A 19,147-nucleotide genomic window follows, 5' to 3' on the forward strand; every position below is an offset into this window, starting at 1 on the left:
CCCTTGACCCAATGCAAAAAGGAAAATTTCGGGGCTCAATACCTTCACTTGCGTTGTGGCTGACAAACTGCCTTTCCCATGGCTTCGCATGATTCGTTACCTCCTCATACGCATGGTTCAGTCCCGTGCCGGTGGTTAGCCATTACACGTGCTGGATTGTCCAGCTTGCCTATATTAGCTTTGCTTGGCGCACCCATATTATCCCCCTTTTCATTAAAATACCCCTTGTTTAAAGCCTTTATAGCCTCATTGGCCCAACCTATAACCTTGTTAGTTTCAAGATTGATATAGTTCTAAGTCAACACCGCAATATTGGTTGTCATCCGTAAAAACGAATCCTATGCCATCGAGATTTTCTTTTCCCTTTCATTAATTTTTCCGATTCTAAAGCTTTCACTCTCAATCGATACCTCTTTATATTTCGTTTCTATCCTCCTTTCATTTCCAATTACTCAGAGCGATCATAAAATCACTATCGCGTACATTACATATAACGGTTTTATCAGTTGGATAATTGATGAATCACTTCGCAACTAATGTTTCGATCGGACATCAACACGACATATTTTGAATATTGAATATTATAGTTGCCTATTTGCGAACTATTTTTTATATTAATGAAAAACGTGAATTCGGGTTCAATTACCGCACCGTTGTTATTTATAAACTGTCATAATGTAGCCCGATCCCTGTAACTTTTTTCAGGGCAGTAGATTAATGCTAATATTAATCTATAGATGTAAAAAACTATTACAGAGGTTAAAAAATGGACACTCGTAATGTTGGAAAAGCAATAGAAGGAATATTTAATGAAAAGTTTGGAGGAAAAGAAAAAGGACGTTACAGAATTTCAAGAGCTGATTTGTTGAAAATAGCAAATGAAAAAACTTTCAATGATGACAATATTAAAAAAATTCAAACAAATATACAAAAAAAAGGATTTGTTTTGGTTGATTTAGGCAGTGAATTTGCAATTATAGATGATAAATCAATGTATAATTATCGAAAAGTGACAAAAAAAATAGTAGCAGAATATGCAGAAAAAATGGGGGAAAAGGAACCCGAGACAGGCAAAAAACAGGCAAACAAGAAAAAAGGTAAGTTTAAAAGGGGGGAAAGTAAAAAGCAGGCGTGAAAAAGAATAGAATATTCACTTACGGTATTGTATTTCACCGATAACCATTAGAATAACGACTTATGGAAATGTGGATAACCTTAACTTTAGTCTCCATACTTCTTGCGATAATTATTGTCACTAAATGAACGCGCTAAAGAACTGACCCACGTTTCATATCGAATTAAATGTAGATCCCTGCCTAAACCTGCCACTTTGATATTGCTGTCAACAAGGGAATTGGATGAGGGTATGAGTGGTAAAGTTATTTCAGGATTAGGTGGCAGTTTTCGCAGGAATACACATTAAAGAACTGATCCACGTTTTGTAGCATTCATCTCGCTTTTCTTCAAATGTAAGTGGTACGTAATTAATGAATACATTCCATCTTGATTTCTTGTTTTTATCGTCGTTTTATAAAATAATCACTCATTAAATTTGTCAAAAAATTTTTTAATCTTGTCAGAAGTCATTTTTGTTGGTGTTATTCCTCTTTTTTCCCAATTTATAATTGAGCTCTCAGTCACGTTTAATAAAACTGCAAGCTCTTTGATTTTCAATCCTACATCTAGTCGATGCTTTTTAAGCTTTTCTCCAAAACTTTTCGGCATTGCTGGATAATCTTTGTTGAAAATATTCTTTCCCATTGGTAAGGTAAAAGTATACTTCTGATCAAGTAGGAGCGACAGAAATTGGTTGTTATTCTGTAACGCGTGCATGCCCGTGCGGCTACTATACCGATCCCCGCAAAGAGTGCAGGTGCACCCCCCAGCAGATACGTCAATATCAGGCCAGGATCTCCGGACCCCTCCTTGACAGAATTGATATACATATAGATGTCCCATCCATAACATACAGGGATTTAGCCGCAGAGTCCGGCGGAGAGGCGTCCACGTCAGTCCGTGAACGGGTTAACAGGGTAAGAGACTTGCAGAAAAAGAGATTTAATAATCAAACTACCATGTGTAATGCCCGGATGTCGAACAGGCAAATCAAGGAATTTTGCCAGATTGACGAGGATTCAGAACGTTTAATTGAAATGGCGGTGGACAGACTGGGACTCAGCGCCAGGGCTTACACGAGGATTCTGAAAGTCGCACGAACCATAGCAGACCTCGAAGAAGAAAAAAATGTCCATTCTTACCATATCTCAGAAGCCATCCAGTACAGAAGCCTTGATAGGAGAATGATTTAGCTCGGCACCAGGTCTGCCACAAACCCCGTTACATACAACCTCACCTAAATAGCACCTTGATTACAAAGTACCAGAACAACACACCCTGCAATCGCGACCAGCATGATACACATTGCCAAGACGAAGCGATACCGAGAGAGCTCTCTTTGCAGAACTGTAATTTTGGTCATTGCGAGGTACGAGGTGCCGCGGCAATCTCACAAATTATTAATACGGAGATTGCTTCGCTCGTAATGACATTATGGGTGTTATGCAAAGCTCTCACCGATATAAGGTGAGCTTTATCCGATTCTGTGCTCGTACCATTTAAATTTCCTCGCCAATTCGGGTGCAACTTTTCCTTAAATTTAATCCAAACATAAAAGATATGTTAGAAACAATTCTTTATAAAATACAATATGATAAAGGCCCAAGAATGTGAATCTCCCTGCCCACAGGGCGGGCTTCCCGGTAAGGAATCGAAGATAGTGAGCTGTTGCGAACAATATGTTTGTTTTATGTTGCGCCCCTTGCCCCGCCTACAAGGCGGGTCTTGCGGGTGCGCTCCCGGTCAAATAATCTGCCTCCCGCTCGCATGGGTTCAAAACGATGCCCTGCTCGAAATATGTATCAGAGTGAGCATCGACTGACATTCAACACTTTACATAAGTCTCCTGTTGTGTATATAGTTGCTCTCGCTCCGGCACATCAAAGAACTTTGCAGAACTCACCCAATGCACTTGGTGTGTCTTATTGGCCCGCACTACAATGAATAAAAAAGGACCACCGAGCAGTTACATTTTATCTTTATATTGCAAGGAGGAAAACAGGTGTGGAGATTAGTATTACACAAATTGCCACTGAAAAAATGAAGGCAAAGCCTGTCGATGAATCCAAATTGGGGTTTGGCAACATATTCGCCGATCATTTTTTCACCATGAAATTTAACCACGAAAAGGGATGGCATGATCCTGCCATAGAGCCCTACAGAATGCTCAGTCTCGATCCCTCGGCAATGTGTCTCCATTACGGACAGGAAATCTTTGAAGGCATGAAGGCGTACCGCGGAAAAGACGATTCAATCTACCTCTTCAGGCCGGAAGAGAATTTTAAACGTCTCAACACCTCTGCCGAGAGGCTATGCATGCCCGAAGTGGAAATTGACGTTGTCATGGAAGCACTGAAGAAACTGATTCTCTTAGATAAAGACTGGATACCTCATGGCAGCGGCACATCTTTATACATACGGCCGACGATGATCGCTACTGAGGCGGCTGTCGGTCTTCATACTTCCAGTGAATATCTCTTTTTTATTATTGTCGGACCCGTGGGGACATATTACCCGGAGGGCTTCAGTCCGACCAAGATATATGTCAGTGAGGAATATGTCCGATCGGTTCGCGGGGGAATAGGATACTGCAAAGCGGCCGGCAATTACGCCGCCAGTCTGTATGCAAGTAAGCTGGCAAGTAAAATGGGATACACACAGGTGTTGTGGCTCGATGCCGTTGAAAGAAAATATATTGAAGAGGTCGGGACAAGTAACATCTTCTTTATGATAGGCGAAGAGCTTATAACTCCTCCCCTTTCAGGGTCTATCCTTCCCGGTATTACAAGGGATTCCGTTATTCAGATAGCAAGGAGCTGGGAATTCAATGTATCTGAAAGACAATTGTCTATTGATGAAATCATAGCGGCATCTGCCAACGGAAGTCTGAAGGAGGCCTTCGCCTCAGGAACCGCTGCGATTATCTCCCCTGTGGGACAGATATATTACAAAGGAAAAGAACATATCATCAATGACGGAAAAACCGGTCACCTGACCGAAAGGCTGTACAATGAGATACTTCAGATTCAATACGGGGAAAAGGAGGACCCATTTGGCTGGAGGATAAAGATATCATAGCTACATCCACAGGCATGTGGATATGCTTGTTGATAACACTGTCAATAAGGGGCGTAAGTGCTACATTCTTGCCATCTTATACCAGATTGCATGTGGTTTAAGCACAGTATAAGTTCAATTATTACAACAAGATACGTTATTTTGCCCCTAACCACTACGTATTGTTCCGGTTTTTAACCATACTTATTAACTGCTTGAAAAAAGTGTACCATTTTCAGGGTTTTTACGATGATTTTTCCAAAAAAATTTGTGACAGCGGGGTGGTTGCTCCTATTTTTCCTTGTTTTACCGGCACATGCAGAATCCGTATCACTGAATGATCTGATAGCAAAACTACAGGAGAGTTATGAAAGGGCAGAGAGTATCGAGGCAAGGTTCATTCAGAAAGCAACCATTAAATCTATCAACAAGACTGAAACGGAAGAAGGAACAGTATATTTAAAAAAACCGAAAAGAATGCGCTGGGTTTACACTAAGCCAGACTTAAAAGAACTGGTAATAAATCCCCAAATAGCATGGTTCTATATTCCAGAGGACAATCTTGTTTATATCCAGGACGCCAAAAAAATTTTCAATTCAAAGCTGACAATAAGATTCCTTTCCGGCATAGGAAAACTCAAGGACGACTTTCAAATCAACTTTTCCCAACCCACCGCAACTGATGAAGAAGGAAATTATCTTCTTGACTTAATACCCAGAGGTTTTGAGGCCGGTATTGAAAAGATACTGCTTGTCGTAAACAAAAACAATTTTCATATAATGGAGTTTTCTCTTACAGACATTTATGGGAATGTTACGCAAATCATATTCAAGAACATGAACACAAACACTAAGCTCCTGGATACTCTCTTTATATTCACGCCGCCGCCGGGAGTTGAAATCTATGACATGCGGAATGAATAAGCATTCAGTTGTCAGCAGTCAGCAAAAGATCAGATTGGACACCCCTCGAAACTGATGCTGGATGCTTGAAAACTGAACTCTTGCTCTTTGTTCTGCTGATGGCTGTTTGCTGATAGCTGGCTGCTTATAAGTATGGATCATCTCCAAAAGAGTTGGTAGGATCATAAGGATTCAAGGGGTCAAGGGTTCGAGTGAAATGCTTAAGAATTATAAAGAGTTAAAAGTTTGGCAAAGGTCATATCATCTATGTTTAGAAATTTACAAAGCACTCGACCCCTTGAATCCTTGAATCCTCGAACCCTTTGCATCAACTAATCGGGAGATGAACCATAAGTATACAGCCTGTCCATGTTATCCTATCGGGGTAGAATTTATTGTCTAAACCAAACTTATCCAGCAAGTCAAGGACATCAATCGCAATCGATTCCAATGACATCCTTGCCTTGTCGGGATACAAACACGGTCTGCCAAATCTGACCTGACATTCATCACAGAGATAACAACTTCCCCCAATCATCCCCCAGACATCTTTTATCCCTTTATCCCTTAAAAAGTCCTCCAGTTGAAGGATCTTACGGTGAAAGTCCACTTTAGCTTTTTCCGCACCTTCACGATCTTTATTTACATTCAGAAGCTTAGAATACTGGAGCAATATGCCATGCGTATATTTTTTCAGTCGCTCTTTATGCTCTTTCAATGAACCGACAAACGGCGGACACATATAATGTTTGCCGAAGTTTTCGCACTTATCTTCAGAACAAAGCTCTCGTATCCTCTGTTCCGGAATGAGGATATCCGGGTTGAATTCCAAACAGGTCCCGAGTTCCAGTTGTTCTGCAAATTTCACTATGCTTTTCAAAAGTGAACTGTCTTCCCTGTTTTTCATAAAGTGTCACTTCTTACTGTCTGAACTCTCATAAGATCATCTTACATTTTCTCCACAATATGCCTGATTTTTTTACTTTCCACCAGTTCCAAGAAATGTTCGCCCAGCGGGGCAGAAAGATCAACTACACGCCACCAGTTCTTTATTCTGGTTTCCGGATCGTCGACAAATATTTCAAAGTCATCACGGTCGGGTATTTTCCCCCCCGGTAATTTCCCGACGAAACCCTCGGAGGGATAAACCATCACAACATTTTCCAGCATGCTCTCCGATGGCCTGCGATATTTCAGCTTTTTGTCAAGCCATCCGGGTATGATACGTTCCTGATGATGAAAAAAAAGCGTAATGTCCTCTTCTTTCGCCGCATACTTCTGGTTAAGATGATAATCGACCAACCCCCCATCCCGGTAAACACCGGTCGGTGCACCGTAAATATTTTTAATCCCGGCCATCACCATGGGAATAGCCCCCGATGCGAGAACGACATACTTGAAATTAGCCTCATTGAGTAAAATGGCCTGTCCCTCAAAGTGATCCTGGAGACAAAAATGTGGGGGTCGCGGACCGTTATAAAAGATCACTCGCTGGACAAGACCGCGCAACCAGGAACGATTCATGGCATTGAGCAAAAAAGCAGCTCCAAAACCTGCTCTTTGCAGCCATCCTTCGCAGGCAAAGAGGTACTTAGCTCGTGCCGTCGCAATCGCCAGACGATATCTTTTATCGGCCAGTGCAAACGGGATTGCATCGTCTTCAAGATACGTATTTACAACATTGCGTATCGTCTTTTGAATAGTTACCGGGGTATCTGTCCTGTCATATTTAATGGAAATGTATGCATCGATGAGTCTGCGGTAACTTTCAACAGGTTCCGGTTGCACCCAGGCGGAAAAACGCCATGCACCAGCAGACGAACCGGCCAAAAGCACCGGCTTCAATCCCCCGAGCACCTCATTTTCCAGAAGGGCTAAGTCAAAACCGCTGACAACAAGCCACCTCGGACCTACGGCAGGTCCAACACAGGTGGTAACATGGCTAAAATCAAAACCGCCATCCTTAATTATCTGATACGCAGATTTTCCTGCTTTGATATAAATAGCATTCATAATAGTTCAAAAGTTTCTGGAAGGTAGCAAAAAAAAGGTATATTATCAAGAAATAAGAAACCATTGAATCGTCTTGACATAATCCCTCACCTTCGGTACATTGAATCTCCCCGCAACAAATTGCGGGGAACGAAGTAATTCGAAGAATAATCTCCGACTGTTAAGGAAAATGTTTATTTTTTATTCGCTCGCTAACCCGGCCGCAAGCAGCGGGGAATGCGCTCGCTGTCCAGTTCAACCTCCTAATCTCACTTGAAGAAAGGAAGGTCTATGAGCGTCAAGGAAAAGATTACCGAAATAGCAAGAAATGCCAGACGTGCCGGTAATACACTGGCCAACATGTCATCCGATGTGAAAAACAGAGCACTTTTACAAATGGCGGAAGAACTTGTCAGGCAGACCGATTATCTCGTTTCCGAAAATGCAAAGGATCTTGACTATGCTAATAAAAAGGGTCTTTCAGCAGCAATGATAGACAGGCTCACCCTTAACGAAATGACGATAAAGGGGATTGCAGATGGTCTTATGGAAGTTGCGGCTCTGCCTGATCCCGTGGGAAAAATAACTTCGATGTGGCGCAGGCCCAATAATTTACTCGTGGGAAAGAAGAGAATTCCCCTTGGCGTTATAGGGATTATCTATGAATCTCGCCCGAACATTACAGCGGACGCTGCCGCGCTGTGCCTCAAGTCGGGAAACGCCGTCATCCTGAGAGGGGGCTCCGAAGCGATAAATTCCAATGTCGCCATTACCGGATTACTGCAGAAGGTCTTGCGCAACGTCGGAATTCCGGAGGCAGCCATACAGGTCATATCGATTACCGACAGGGAGGCGGTAAATGTAATGCTCCAACTTGAGGAATATATAGATCTCATTATACCGAGAGGCGGGGAAGAGCTGATCAGGGCCGTCGTGGATCAATCAAAAATACCGGTCATTAAGCATTACAAAGGCGTCTGCCACATTTTTGTTGACGCCAGTGCGGATTTCGATATGGCCGAAAAGATATGCATGAACGCCAAGACCCAGAGACCCGGCGTCTGCAATGCCATGGAGACCCTTCTTATCCACAAGGATATCGCGGAGACTTTCCTGCCGGGGATGGCGGAAAAATTCCGTGAGGCGGGAGTCGTCCTGAGGGGCTGCGATAAGACCAGGTCAATTCTGCCTGACATTGAAAAGGCTTCCGAGGATGACTGGTATGAGGAATATTTAGACCTTATTCTGGCGGTACGTGTTGTTGAAGACATTGATGAAGCAACAGCACATATAGAAAAATACGGCTCTCTCCACACCGAATCAATCATAACCGGAGACTACAATAATTCTCAGCGCTTTTTGAACGAGGTCAATTCCTCGACCGTTCTGGTCAATGCCTCTACAAGATTCAGCGACGGTTTCGAACTCGGTCTCGGGGCAGAAATAGGAATAAGCACGACAAAGCTTCACGCCTTCGGACCGATGGGTCTTGAAGAGCTGACAACAACCAAGTTTATCATCTATGGTGACGGACAGGTAAGGACATGAAGTGGGGATTACTGGGAGGAACGTTCGATCCGATTCATCTCGGCCACCTGAGATGTGCCGAGGAGATCCTCGAAATCTTCGAGCTTGAGAAGATAATATTTATCCCGGCCTCCAAACCACCCCTTAAAACACGCAGCAATATCGCCCCCTTTCATCACCGCATGGAGATGATCAGGCTGGCTACCTCTGAAAACCGATCATTTTCAGTCTCCGACATAGAAGACAGGAAAAAAGGCACCTCTTATTCTATCGAGACGGTAAAATACTTTCTTGAAGAACACGGCAAAGATCTGACACTCTTTTTCATCCTGGGGCAGGACGCCTTTCAGGGTATAAAGCTTTGGAAAGACTGGGAAGAGTTATTGCTGTTGTGTAATTTTATAGTCATGACAAGACCGGGCTACACGATCAAAAGGCTCGAAGGGCTTTTCCCTCACGATTTTGCTTCTCGATTTAAATACAACAAGGTCACAGATGGATTCGAAGGTCCCACTGGTTCTTCTATCTTTTTCAGAGAGGTCTCCTTCCTGGATATATCATCCACTGACATAAGAAACAGGATTACAAAGGGAACGTCGATACGGTATATTGTACCGGAGCCGGCATGTGGCTACATTTCAGACCATTCACTTTACAGGGGGCCATAATGACTGGACTTTTTATCAGGTGGTTGATTTTGACGGCAGCAATAATCTTCGCTTCCTATATTATGGATGGAATTCATGTGAGCGACTTCCTTTCCGCTTTCTTCGCGGCAGCCATACTGGGTATACTGAATGCTTTTTTCCGTCCGATACTTATTATTCTCACGCTTCCCATCAATATATTAAGCCTCGGCCTTTTCACATTCGTGATAAATGCACTCCTTCTGAAAATGGCCTCCGGTGTGATCTCCGGCTTTGATGTTCACGGATTCTGGTCGGCAGTATTTGGTTCTCTCATAATAAGTCTGGTAAGCTGGCTTCTCAGTTCATTCATCAATGAGCAGGGTCGTGTGGAATACATCGACTTGAAGAAAAGAGATGAAGACAGGTGGGAGCTATGAATCTTACCCCGGCCATGAAACAGTATGTGGAAATCAAGGAAAAACATAATGATTGTATCCTCTTTTTCAGGATGGGTGACTTTTATGAAATGTTTTTTGATGATGCCGTTACCGCTTCCAGAGTCCTGGAGATTACCCTGACTTCGAGAAACAAGGGGAAGAAGGACAGTATCCCCCTGTGCGGTATTCCCTATCATGCGGCCTCATCTTACATATCAAAGCTTATTGAAAAGGGATTTAAAGTAGCAATCTGTGAACAGGTTGAAGACCCTAAAAAAGCAAAAGGAATAGTCAAAAGAGAGGTGGTACGCGTAGTAACGCCTGGTCTGGTCGTTGATCCTGAAAACCTCCAGGCCAAGGAAAATAATTTCCTGGCCGGGTTTTCAATAAGAGACGGCACCCTTGGACTCGCCTTTATTGATATATCTACCGGCGAGTTCCGTGTCACTGAATCAAGTGACAGGGAGTTCTTTCTGAACGAGATCGCCGGCCTGGATTTCAGGGAGATCGTTGCGGAAGAGAATTTAAAAGGAAGCAGTCTTCTCAAGGCATTTTCGGGGTCCGTGGTAAATTATCTTCCTTCCGATTATTTTGTTTATGATGCGGCAGTTGCCGTTCTCAGAGAATATTTTCCTGAGGATGTTCTATCTGAAATTGATGTCGAAGCACATCCGACAATGGCAGAAGCGGCCGGTGCAGTTCTTCGATATGTAACGGAAACACAAAGAGACCGCCTCGTCCATATTAATGACATTACGTGGTATGACACGGCCAGCTACCTGGTGCTGGATGATATTGTTAGAAAAAACCTGGAACTGTTCACCACAATTTCCGATAACAGAAAAACTGGCTCCCTCTTCAATGTCCTTGATGAGACGGTTACCGCTATGGGCGGCAGGAGGCTACGCTGGTGGTTCAGCTATCCACTCGTTGATCCGGAGAAAATTAAAGAAAGGCTGGTTGCTGTATCTGAGATAAAGGACCGTCACCTGTTGCGGGACGATCTGCGGAAAGCTTTTTCAGATGTTTACGATCTGGAGAGGCTGGGAAGCAGGATATCGATGAAGGTTGCCAATGGCCGGGATCTGGTTGCGCTTATGACCTCCCTTAAGGCACTGCCCGGTATCAGAAAATTAATTTCTGATGCGGATTCTCCTCTGGTCTCTTCGATTTGCGAGGGTCTTGATGAGATGCAAGACATCGCTTCCCTGATAGAAAACTCGATCGTTTCTGCTCCCCCTCCCGCCATTCGTGATGGCGGCATCATAAAAGAGGGTTACGACAGTGAACTGGATGAGCTGATTTCGCTTACGAGGGACGGAAAAAGATGGATAGCCGCCCTTGAGGAAAAGGAGCGTAAACGTACGGGGATCAATTCTCTCAAGGTGGGGTACAATAGTGTATTTGGGTATTATATAGAGGTGACAAAGACCAAGACCAGTCTCGTTCCCGATGATTACATCAGAAAACAGACGCTGGTGAATGCCGAGAGATATATAAATCAGGAACTCAAAGGGTATGAATACACAGTTCTGAATGCCGAGGATAAGAAGAAGGAGAGAGAATACGATCTCTTTGTGAAGATAAGAGATCAGGCGGCTCAAGAGATCAAGAGGATTCAGAAGACCGCCTCATTGCTTGCCGATCTTGATGCCATTGTATCTCTCGCCGAGGTGGCTGAAAAGTACAATTACTGCTGTCCCCGTGTGGATGATGAAGACGCCATCGAAATACATGATGGCAGGCATCCGGTGGTGGAACGGATGATTGTGTCTGAGGGATTTGTGCCGAATGACACCTGCCTTGATTGCGATAAGAACCGGTTTCTCATTATCACCGGTCCTAATATGGCAGGAAAATCGACCTATATCAGGCAGGTAGCGCTTATAACGCTGATGGCACAGATGGGCAGCTTCGTGCCGGCATCCGAGGCAAGGATCGGCGTTGTCGACAGAATATTTACCCGTGTTGGAGCAACGGATAGTCTGGCCAGGGGACAGAGTACTTTTATGGTGGAGATGAACGAAGTGGCTCATATCCTGAAGAATGCCACAAAGAAAAGTTTAATTCTTCTCGATGAAGTAGGAAGGGGAACAAGTACCTTTGACGGCCTCAGCATAGCATGGGCGGTGGCGGAACACATCCACGATTCCGATCACATTGGTGCTCGTACCCTCTTTGCCACCCACTATCACCAGCTGACGGATATAGCCCTAACCGGGGAAGGGGTGAAGAATTTTCATGTTGCCGTGAAGGAGTGGGGTGAAAGGATAATATTCTTAAGGAAGATTGTAGCGGGGGGTACAAGCAGGAGTTATGGCATCCAGGTTGCCCGCCTTGCGGGGGTCCCTGAAGAGGTTATCTTGAGGGCAAGGGAAGTCCTGGAAAATCTGGAAAAGGGGGAGCTGGATGAGGTAGGAATGCCTAAAATAGCCCCCGGGAAAGACAAAGAAAAAAAAGGGCAGTTAAGCCTCTTTATGGATGATGAGGATCATGTCTTAAATGAACTCAAGGGGCTTGATATTGTCAATATGACTCCAATGGAAGCATTGCATATGATAAATGAATGGCAAACCAAAATGAAAGGTAATAAGTGAATAAATACTCAGGTATCAGCATTTACGAGTCACAAAGCGCCATTCGTTACCCAAATTAAATGTGATGTATTCGTAAAAAGTCTTTTCATAGCGAATCTAAGCATTTTGGGAAAAAGATGCTGGCAGTGACTGGCGTTAAGAAAATCTAACTGTTTGAGTGCGTTAGCACGAGTTTTAGATTTTTAGCCGGGCAATAACAGCATCCCCAAAATGGTTCTGAGCGAAGAAAACGGACTTTTTACGAGAACATCAAATGTGGAGGCAGTATTATGAAAAAGCACCTTATGATGATATCATATTTTGTTATCCTGGCAATTGTTTGCGGATGCACTACTGTTTATAAGGCAGCCGTGGATGAACGCAACGTGAGTACTATTGCCAGCGATAATAAAATTGCAGTAACTGTTTCAAAAAGGTTTTTTGATGATGCAACTATTAAAATTCTTGACATCTCCGCAGACTGCTATAACGGTCATGTGTATCTAATTGGCGAGTACGAAAACGAAAAGCAGAAGAGTAGAGCCGTAAAAATTGCCAGGGGCGTAAAGGGCGTCAAATCTGTAACCACTTATCTGCTTCCGAAGAAAAAGGGAGATCGCTGCGGAACATCTGACAATGTTGCAATAATCGCAAAAGTTAAGGCAAGGCTGATCAAAGACAAGGAAATCTGGTCGACAAACATCAAAGTAAAATCGGTTCAATGTAACGTAGTGCTTCTGGGTATCATCGGTTCCAAGGCGGAAATCCATAAAATTATCGACTACACTAAAAGTGTAGAAGGTGTCCGGAGTGTCAAGTCTTTCCTGAAATCCATTAAGTAATCACTTCATACACACTCTGTATACCTGTTTAAAGTCTGTAAACCCATTAATGGCTTTAAGTATTCCATCCTGCAGGAGGGTAGTCATATCTTCGGAGAGGGCTGTGTCACGTATTTCTTCAACCATTGCGTGTTTCTGAATCAATCTTTTGATGCTGTCTGTTGCAACAAGAACTTCATGAATGGCTATTCTGCCTTTGTATCCTGAATTATTGCATTGGCTGCAACCCTTTGCACGGTATAATTTAAAATCATCATTGTAAGGAATGTTGAGCTTTAAAAATGCTTCTTCTCCATAACTGCGCGCCATTCCATCATAGTCTTCCTTTGAGGGATGATATTCCTCCTTACATTTATCACAAAGCGTTCTTACCAGTCTCTGCGCAAGTATGCAAAGGAGAGAATCGGCAAAATTGAGAGGGTCTATCCCCATATCAAGAAGCCGGACAATCGTCTCCGGGGCACTGTTGGTATGAAGGGTGGAAAAAACAAGATGTCCTGTGAGTGAGGCCTCAACACCAATCTTGGCAGTTTCAAAATCCCTCATCTCTCCAACCATGATGACATCCGGATCAGCCCTCAGAAAAGCGCGCATGGCATTGCTGAAGTTAAGCCCGATCTTGGGGTTGACCTGTACCTGACGGAGACCGTATTGTGTAATTTCGACGGGATCTTCTGCCGTCCAGATCTTCTTTTCCGGAGTGTTGATATGATGTAGTGCGGCATGAAGGGTTGTGGTCTTCCCTGACCCGGTAGGACCGACAACAAGAATCATCCCGTATGGGCTTTTAATTGTTTCCAGAAAGTTTTTATAATTGCGCGGTGACATCCCCATTTTTTCAAGCGGCATGGTTTCGCCTTTTGGGAGAATTCGCATTACCATATCCTCTTGACTGCCCTGTGTAGGCACGGTTGCAACACGCAACTCGATTTCTTTACCCCTTCTCTGCTTGAATTTTATCTTGCCATCCTGGGGGAGTCTACGCTCTGTTATATCAAGATTAGACATTATCTTGAGCCTCGAAACAACTGCTGCCCTGTAACTGTATGGAAGGGTTTGATAAACCGCACAATCACCATCAATCCTGAATCTTACTTCAACATTCTTTTTTTCTACATTGGCTTCAATATGAATATCGGATGTATTACGCACGTACGCGTCGTTTATAATCTTGTTGACGAGCTGCATGATTACGCTATCCGATTCTGTAACTACATCCCCTTCCTCCTCCAGGAATTCATCTTCCTCGTCGAGCATTCCGAGAATATCGCTTATAGATGTAACATCCTCGTGTGCCTGGAAGAAGTGGTTGATAAATCTCAATATGTCTTCCCTTGTGGCCACATTGTATTCAACCGATTTTGTCTTCAGAAGGTTTTCGATTGTGTCCCTCTTCAGGATATTGTCAGGGTCGTCCACAATTACCATGACCTTTCCGTCTACCCTTTCTAAAGGAACCCATAACTCGCGACTGAGATATTCTCTCCTTAAATTTTTCAGCAGGTCTCCGGGTATCGGGTATTTGTCGTTGAATTGTATGAACTTGCAGAAATAAAAATCTTCCAGGGATTTGCCGATGTCCTCTCTTGATATCTTGTATTTTGACATCAGCAGATCTTCAATGTTTACCCTGTTTTTCCTGGCTTCAATCCAGGCACTTTCCAGATCCCTCTCCTGTATTAACTCACAGTTTATAAGATAATTAAATTTGTTTCTTCTTCTTATTTCTATTTTTTTCTGATTGAAGAAGGCAATCCCCAGAACATCTGCCATCTTTTCCAGAAAGACCTGTTCCTCAGTAGAAAATCTTCCACCCCCTTTTTTATTGAGTATCTGAATAACACCCATCATGGTATTGGCGTAAAAAATAGGGGCTGCCATTATCTGCACGGTTCTGTAATTTGTTTTTTTGTCCCAGCTGTCATCAAATGTCAGTTGTTCATCAATCTTTTTTAATTCTTCTGTGTCGTACGCATCGGCGATATTAACAACGTTCCCCGTGTTTGCCACATAGCCGGCAATGCTTTTATTATTGACGGACAGCCTAATTTCTTTTAACTTGGTTCCTGTCAGGAACATCGAATAGATTTCATTTTTCACCTGATCCATTACATATATGGTGATTGAATATGCATTGAGAATATTTAAAATGCCGTCTTTAAGGTCTACCAGTATCTGTTTTATATTTTCAGCAGCATGGATACGATTGGCAATATCCTGTAATCCCTTATGAAGAGAAAGCTTCTCCCGCAGTTCTTTTATTTCCTGATACTTCATATTTTTATCTTCTTTGACTTCCATAATGCCTGCTATATTAAAGCAGATTTCAGATATTATCAATAGAAATTTGTACAAATTGAAGCTCCCCCGCAACAATTTGCGGGGAATCTCCGACTGTTAAGGAAAATTGTTGATTTTATTCGCTCGCTAACCCCGCCGCAAGCAGCGGGGAACGAAGTAATTCGAAGAATAATGCGCTCGCTGTTCAGTTCAAAACTCTTATTATGCTATTGTAATAATATTACTCCTATCTTTGCAGTTCTTGTGGGTCAGGAAAAGCTATCCCCATTTTCAAAACTCTCAGAACATCTATCTTCCAGGGTGAAGAAATATAAAAACTTGAATATAATTATCAATTTGCTAAAATCAATCGTTACGGAAGCGTTAGAATATAAAGGAAAGCATCTCAAGCCATGTGAGGTAAATCCAAACACGTCTAAAATGATCAAGTGATTGATAGCAATGAAAATACTATTTGTCTGTACCGGTAATATCTGTCGAAGCTTCATGGCAGAGCGAATTTTGAAGAAAAAACTTACAGAAAATAATTGCAGCAATATAGAGGTTTCCTCAGCGGGCGTCTATAGTATTGAGGGAGTACCTGGCGATCCAAGAGCAGTAAAAATATTAACTGAAAATGGATTCAATGGCTATGGACATAAATCAAAGCTGTTAACGGATGAAATGGTTGCAGATGCAGACAAGATAATTGTAATGGAAAATACCCATAAAAAGATGATCATTGACAAATATCCCGATGCAGAAGGTAAAATCTTTCTTCTTAAATCATTTTCAGAAGATGACCACGAATTATATAAAGACATCAAGGATCCTTATGGACTTTCGGATTACTTCTACAGGCTCTGCTTCGCGGAAATTTATATGACCATAGAAGGTCTGGTGAAAAAATGTATTAAGAATATCGGTGTAACATAAGTTTTTTGATGGGATTCAGCGGGAAGGGAAAATTTACAAAATCCAGGATTTTTAAAAACTATAGAGAATTTGTCTTAGATGTAATTTCCTCTTTGGGAACACTATCAACAATATAAATGAGTTGGTTTTCATCCAACTTCACTATATTGTTTTCGGTCACCGCATTTCCGTTAACGTCAAAGAGAAGTTCGACGACCGGTCTCATAGGATTCTTTTCATTGGTGTCAATGACGACGCCTGTGGCTTTAGTGTTGAGTCTTACATAACTTCCTACCGGGTAGATGGATATCTCCTTAATAAAAACTTTTATTATCTTTGAAGAAAAGAAAAGGTTTTTTGACCCTATCAATTCCCTGACCGACATATGCTGCATCATTGCTTTTCTATGAGGGCGGTTGTGGATCATAGCATCGTAGACATCAATTATACCTACTATCTTTGCATATTCGCAGATTTCATCTCCTTTAAGCCCGCGTGGATAACCCTGGCCGTTTTCCCTTTCATGGTGTTCGTACGCCACGCGATGGAGCCAGGGATGGTCATTTCTAAGCGGGAACAAGATGTCTCTCCCCATCTCTACGTGTTTTCTTACAAGAGATACCTCGTAATCGTTTAATTTCCCCTCCTTTTTAATTATATTCTCCGGAACCACAAACATCCCCACATCATAAAGTAATGCAGAAAGCCCAAGTTCCAGAAGCTCTGTCTTGGAATATCCCATACTTTGACCAATCTTGAGGACACATACAAGTATGTTAGGCAGGCGAGAAATGAGGTATTCTTCCTCATAATCTAAATGAACAGAGGATTGGTAAATTTCCTTAATCAGATCGGGTATATTAATGATTTCGTTAATGATGTTGAGGGCCGGTTCAATCTCGAAAGATTTATTGTCCACAACCCTTATCTTGACCTCTTTAATATAATTAAGGACGGCCAAAGAAAATTTTTTTATTTGTTCAATGTCGCGCTTGGTTTTAGGAGCAACAATCCCTTCATCAATCGATAATCTGCGATCTTCTAAGTCGCTGAAGCGAACGGCCCTGGATCGCCTTTCGGGTCTTTCTGGCTTTTCAGACTTTTTCGACCCGTCAGGTTCTTCTTCTTTAGCTCCACCGCTCTTTATGACGTCAAAATATCTAACCATGACAAGACAGACCTTTAAGTACTACTGCTTAGAATTTGCTGCAAAATCTACTTATTTTAATATGTTGAATATCAAAAATCAAGGATAATATTAATCCCAAAAATAGACATTGACTCTTCCAACACAGTAGGACAGGCGTCCCGCCTGTCCATAATGGTGAATCGCTTAGACAGCCGAGACGGCTGTCCTACGGGATGGGGAAGACAGACTTTATTTTCAATGTCTATTTTGGGGTTAATCCCAAATGAAGTTTCCCGCAGTAAACTAAGAGGGTTGCGATCGCTATATATTTTCAGGCTTAACCCGTAATTGAAGCTCCCCGTAACAAGTTGCGGGGAATCTCCGACTTCCAAGTAACTTAAAGTTGCAGATGTGTTGTAAGTAGTTAACATTTCTCAATATCTGCCAGAAATAACGCATTTGTTAAAAACATAAGTTGCTTCCAATTATAATGCCGCAAAGTGGCATAGTGGTGCTGTTAAGGAAAATATTTTGTGTGTTCGCTCGCTGTTCAGTTCACAGCAGTCACCTGCCGAAACTCAAAAATCCTTGCTGCACCGCTTGTTTAGTCCTCAACTGATTTTAATGTCTCGAGAGATTCTGAAAGCTCTGCTGAAACTGAAAGGCAGGACTGACATGCGAAGGGGTTTCGATTTTTACGTAATATTATGCACTATGCAAATGCAAAGGAATGTCACTGAAGCATTCAAAAAACGGTTTATTATTCAGGACATACAGATGATGGAAAGTATGGACATGGATTGTAAGTTGAGAAGTGAAAGGGAACTTTAAAAGAAAAGTATCTCTACCGGACAGAAAATGCGAACAAATATACCTTTGACTCTAAATACAAACCTGCAAAGATCTTTCCTATGATGATAGAAATTAGTTCAGAGATTACAGATTTTTTATCCTCAATGTCTTTACTTCCCCTTTTTCAACCATGCTTCTTGATAAAACCTTCCTACGCAAAGAAAAATAGCAAGCATGAACAATCCTAACATGAAGGAAGGTGCCGTATTTAGCTTACCATCCAACCAATACCCTACGTAGAGAAAGAGAAATGAGGAAATAACAATGACAAACCCCCATGCACTTAAAACCAGTATCTGGGAATATGCCGATGTCTTATTTTTTGTGCTTTTTATTATCAACATTTCTTAACTCCTCTCCCCAAAAATAAGGTTGAAAGCAAGTCCCACATCTTGCAGGATAAAGAATCTTCCTTTTAGCCTACAACAGTTCTGAGGACATTTATTACTGGTGAGGTAAAGAGAACAACAAGAACAGTATAGAGCGCAAAGGAACCGATAGCCTCACTGAGATACATCTTCTCATATTTGTGTTTAAGCGAGATGATTATCAGACCGCCAATAACCAAACATCCCAGATGGAAGTAGGGAAAATTGCTAGCCCCCGTTGCCGCATATTCGGCATATCCGAATGTAGCTGTAGTCAACACCACAAAACCCGTAATTAACATCGTAGAAAGTGTCTTTTTCATGATTTATATCCTCCTTTTTATTTTCTAATCTTTGTCTTTGCCCATCTATAATGAAATTATCGTGCCAGTTTGAACATTTTTTGTTAAATGGTCTATAACTCTATAATGTTTAAGTAATTTCTCCTAATCGCAACAACCTGTTTATAGGAAAATTTATAGTAAAAAGTCAGGGAATTTAAAGAAATGTTAAACGGATTTTAA

General features: G+C 42.2%; 18 protein-coding genes. 11 read left to right on the forward strand and 7 right to left on the reverse strand.

Annotated features, from left to right (window positions below):
* The first annotated feature begins 766 nt into the window (after nucleotides 1-766).
* Nucleotides 767-1,135: a hypothetical protein gene (locus Q7J27_05265; protein MDO9528556.1), complete on the forward strand. Its 369-nt coding sequence runs from the start codon at nucleotides 767-769 to the stop codon at nucleotides 1,133-1,135.
* A gap of 404 nt (nucleotides 1,136-1,539) precedes the next feature.
* Here the strand turns inward: Q7J27_05265 and Q7J27_05270 are convergent, their stop codons facing one another.
* Entirely contained in the window at nucleotides 1,540-1,761 is a 222-nt protein-coding gene (locus tag Q7J27_05270; GenBank protein MDO9528557.1) for a helix-turn-helix transcriptional regulator, read from the reverse strand.
* Nucleotides 1,762-1,805: 44 nt separating this feature from the next.
* Here Q7J27_05270 and Q7J27_05275 point away from each other — a divergent pair, with 44 nt between their 5' ends.
* From Q7J27_05275 to lolA, 3 genes are all read left to right on the forward strand, one after another.
* Nucleotides 1,806-2,309 (forward strand): ATP-binding protein, encoded by a 504-nt coding sequence (locus Q7J27_05275; GenBank protein ID MDO9528558.1) that lies wholly within the window; start codon nucleotides 1,806-1,808, stop codon nucleotides 2,307-2,309.
* Between the two features lie 811 nt (nucleotides 2,310-3,120).
* Complete coding sequence (locus tag Q7J27_05280) at nucleotides 3,121-4,194, forward strand: branched-chain amino acid aminotransferase (protein MDO9528559.1); 1,074 nt, start codon at nucleotides 3,121-3,123, stop codon at nucleotides 4,192-4,194.
* A gap of 228 nt (nucleotides 4,195-4,422) precedes the next feature.
* A complete protein-coding gene (gene lolA / locus Q7J27_05285; GenBank protein ID MDO9528560.1) occupies nucleotides 4,423-5,097 on the forward strand; it encodes an outer membrane lipoprotein chaperone LolA in 675 nt (224 codons plus the stop codon).
* A gap of 307 nt (nucleotides 5,098-5,404) precedes the next feature.
* Here lolA and Q7J27_05290 read toward each other — a convergent pair whose 3' ends face one another.
* Together Q7J27_05290 and Q7J27_05295 are read right to left on the reverse strand one after the other, a co-directional pair.
* Nucleotides 5,405-5,983, reverse strand: a complete 579-nt coding sequence (locus Q7J27_05290) for a DUF2284 domain-containing protein (GenBank protein MDO9528561.1) — start codon at nucleotides 5,981-5,983, stop codon at nucleotides 5,405-5,407.
* A 41-nt stretch (nucleotides 5,984-6,024) separates the two neighbouring features.
* Nucleotides 6,025-7,089 (reverse strand): hypothetical protein, encoded by a 1,065-nt coding sequence (locus Q7J27_05295; GenBank protein ID MDO9528562.1) that lies wholly within the window; start codon nucleotides 7,087-7,089, stop codon nucleotides 6,025-6,027.
* A gap of 270 nt (nucleotides 7,090-7,359) precedes the next feature.
* On the opposite strand from Q7J27_05295, the gene Q7J27_05300 reads away from it, so the two are divergent.
* The 5 genes from Q7J27_05300 (at nucleotide 7,360) to Q7J27_05320 (ending at nucleotide 13,079) form a co-directional block, all read left to right on the forward strand.
* Nucleotides 7,360-8,616: a glutamate-5-semialdehyde dehydrogenase gene (locus Q7J27_05300; protein MDO9528563.1), complete on the forward strand. Its 1,257-nt coding sequence runs from the start codon at nucleotides 7,360-7,362 to the stop codon at nucleotides 8,614-8,616.
* A complete protein-coding gene (gene nadD / locus Q7J27_05305) occupies nucleotides 8,613-9,263 on the forward strand; it encodes a nicotinate-nucleotide adenylyltransferase (GenBank protein ID MDO9528564.1) in 651 nt (216 codons plus the stop codon). The genes Q7J27_05300 and nadD overlap by 4 nt, the downstream gene beginning before the upstream one ends.
* Complete coding sequence (locus Q7J27_05310; GenBank protein ID MDO9528565.1) at nucleotides 9,263-9,661, forward strand: phage holin family protein; 399 nt, start codon at nucleotides 9,263-9,265, stop codon at nucleotides 9,659-9,661. The genes nadD and Q7J27_05310 overlap by 1 nt, the downstream gene beginning before the upstream one ends.
* On the forward strand, nucleotides 9,658-12,258 hold the full coding sequence (gene mutS / locus Q7J27_05315) for a DNA mismatch repair protein MutS (GenBank protein MDO9528566.1): 2,601 nt from the start codon (nucleotides 9,658-9,660) through the stop codon (nucleotides 12,256-12,258). Before Q7J27_05310 ends, mutS begins: the two co-directional genes overlap by 4 nt.
* Nucleotides 12,259-12,527: 269 nt before the next feature.
* A complete protein-coding gene (locus tag Q7J27_05320; GenBank protein ID MDO9528567.1) occupies nucleotides 12,528-13,079 on the forward strand; it encodes a BON domain-containing protein in 552 nt (183 codons plus the stop codon).
* Here the strand turns inward: Q7J27_05320 and Q7J27_05325 are convergent, their stop codons facing one another.
* Nucleotides 13,080-15,380 carry a GspE/PulE family protein gene (locus Q7J27_05325; GenBank protein ID MDO9528568.1) on the reverse strand — a complete coding sequence of 767 codons (2,301 nt, stop codon included), beginning with the start codon at nucleotides 15,378-15,380 and terminating at the stop codon, nucleotides 13,080-13,082. It abuts the gene before it with no gap.
* Between the two features lie 441 nt (nucleotides 15,381-15,821).
* On the opposite strand from Q7J27_05325, the gene Q7J27_05330 reads away from it, so the two are divergent.
* Nucleotides 15,822-16,295: a low molecular weight protein arginine phosphatase gene (locus Q7J27_05330; GenBank protein ID MDO9528569.1), complete on the forward strand. Its 474-nt coding sequence runs from the start codon at nucleotides 15,822-15,824 to the stop codon at nucleotides 16,293-16,295.
* A gap of 58 nt (nucleotides 16,296-16,353) precedes the next feature.
* On the opposite strand, the gene Q7J27_05335 is transcribed toward Q7J27_05330, so the two are convergent.
* Nucleotides 16,354-17,442 carry an HD domain-containing phosphohydrolase gene (locus tag Q7J27_05335; GenBank protein MDO9528570.1) on the reverse strand — a complete coding sequence of 363 codons (1,089 nt, stop codon included), beginning with the start codon at nucleotides 17,440-17,442 and terminating at the stop codon, nucleotides 16,354-16,356.
* A 585-nt stretch (nucleotides 17,443-18,027) separates the two neighbouring features.
* On the opposite strand from Q7J27_05335, the gene Q7J27_05340 reads away from it, so the two are divergent.
* Complete coding sequence (locus tag Q7J27_05340; protein ID MDO9528571.1) at nucleotides 18,028-18,234, forward strand: hypothetical protein; 207 nt, start codon at nucleotides 18,028-18,030, stop codon at nucleotides 18,232-18,234.
* A 131-nt stretch (nucleotides 18,235-18,365) separates the two neighbouring features.
* Here the strand turns inward: Q7J27_05340 and Q7J27_05345 are convergent, their stop codons facing one another.
* Together Q7J27_05345 and Q7J27_05350 are read right to left on the reverse strand one after the other, a co-directional pair.
* Nucleotides 18,366-18,599, reverse strand: coding sequence for an AtpZ/AtpI family protein (locus Q7J27_05345; GenBank protein ID MDO9528572.1), 234 nt, complete (start codon nucleotides 18,597-18,599; stop codon nucleotides 18,366-18,368).
* 71 nt (nucleotides 18,600-18,670) lie between these two features.
* Nucleotides 18,671-18,946 (reverse strand): hypothetical protein, encoded by a 276-nt coding sequence (locus Q7J27_05350; GenBank protein ID MDO9528573.1) that lies wholly within the window; start codon nucleotides 18,944-18,946, stop codon nucleotides 18,671-18,673.
* Nucleotides 18,947-19,147: the final 201 nt, after the last annotated feature.

It is taken from the genome of Syntrophales bacterium, from assembly GCA_030655775.1.
Lineage (GTDB): Bacteria > Desulfobacterota > Syntrophia > Syntrophales > JADFWA01 > JAUSPI01.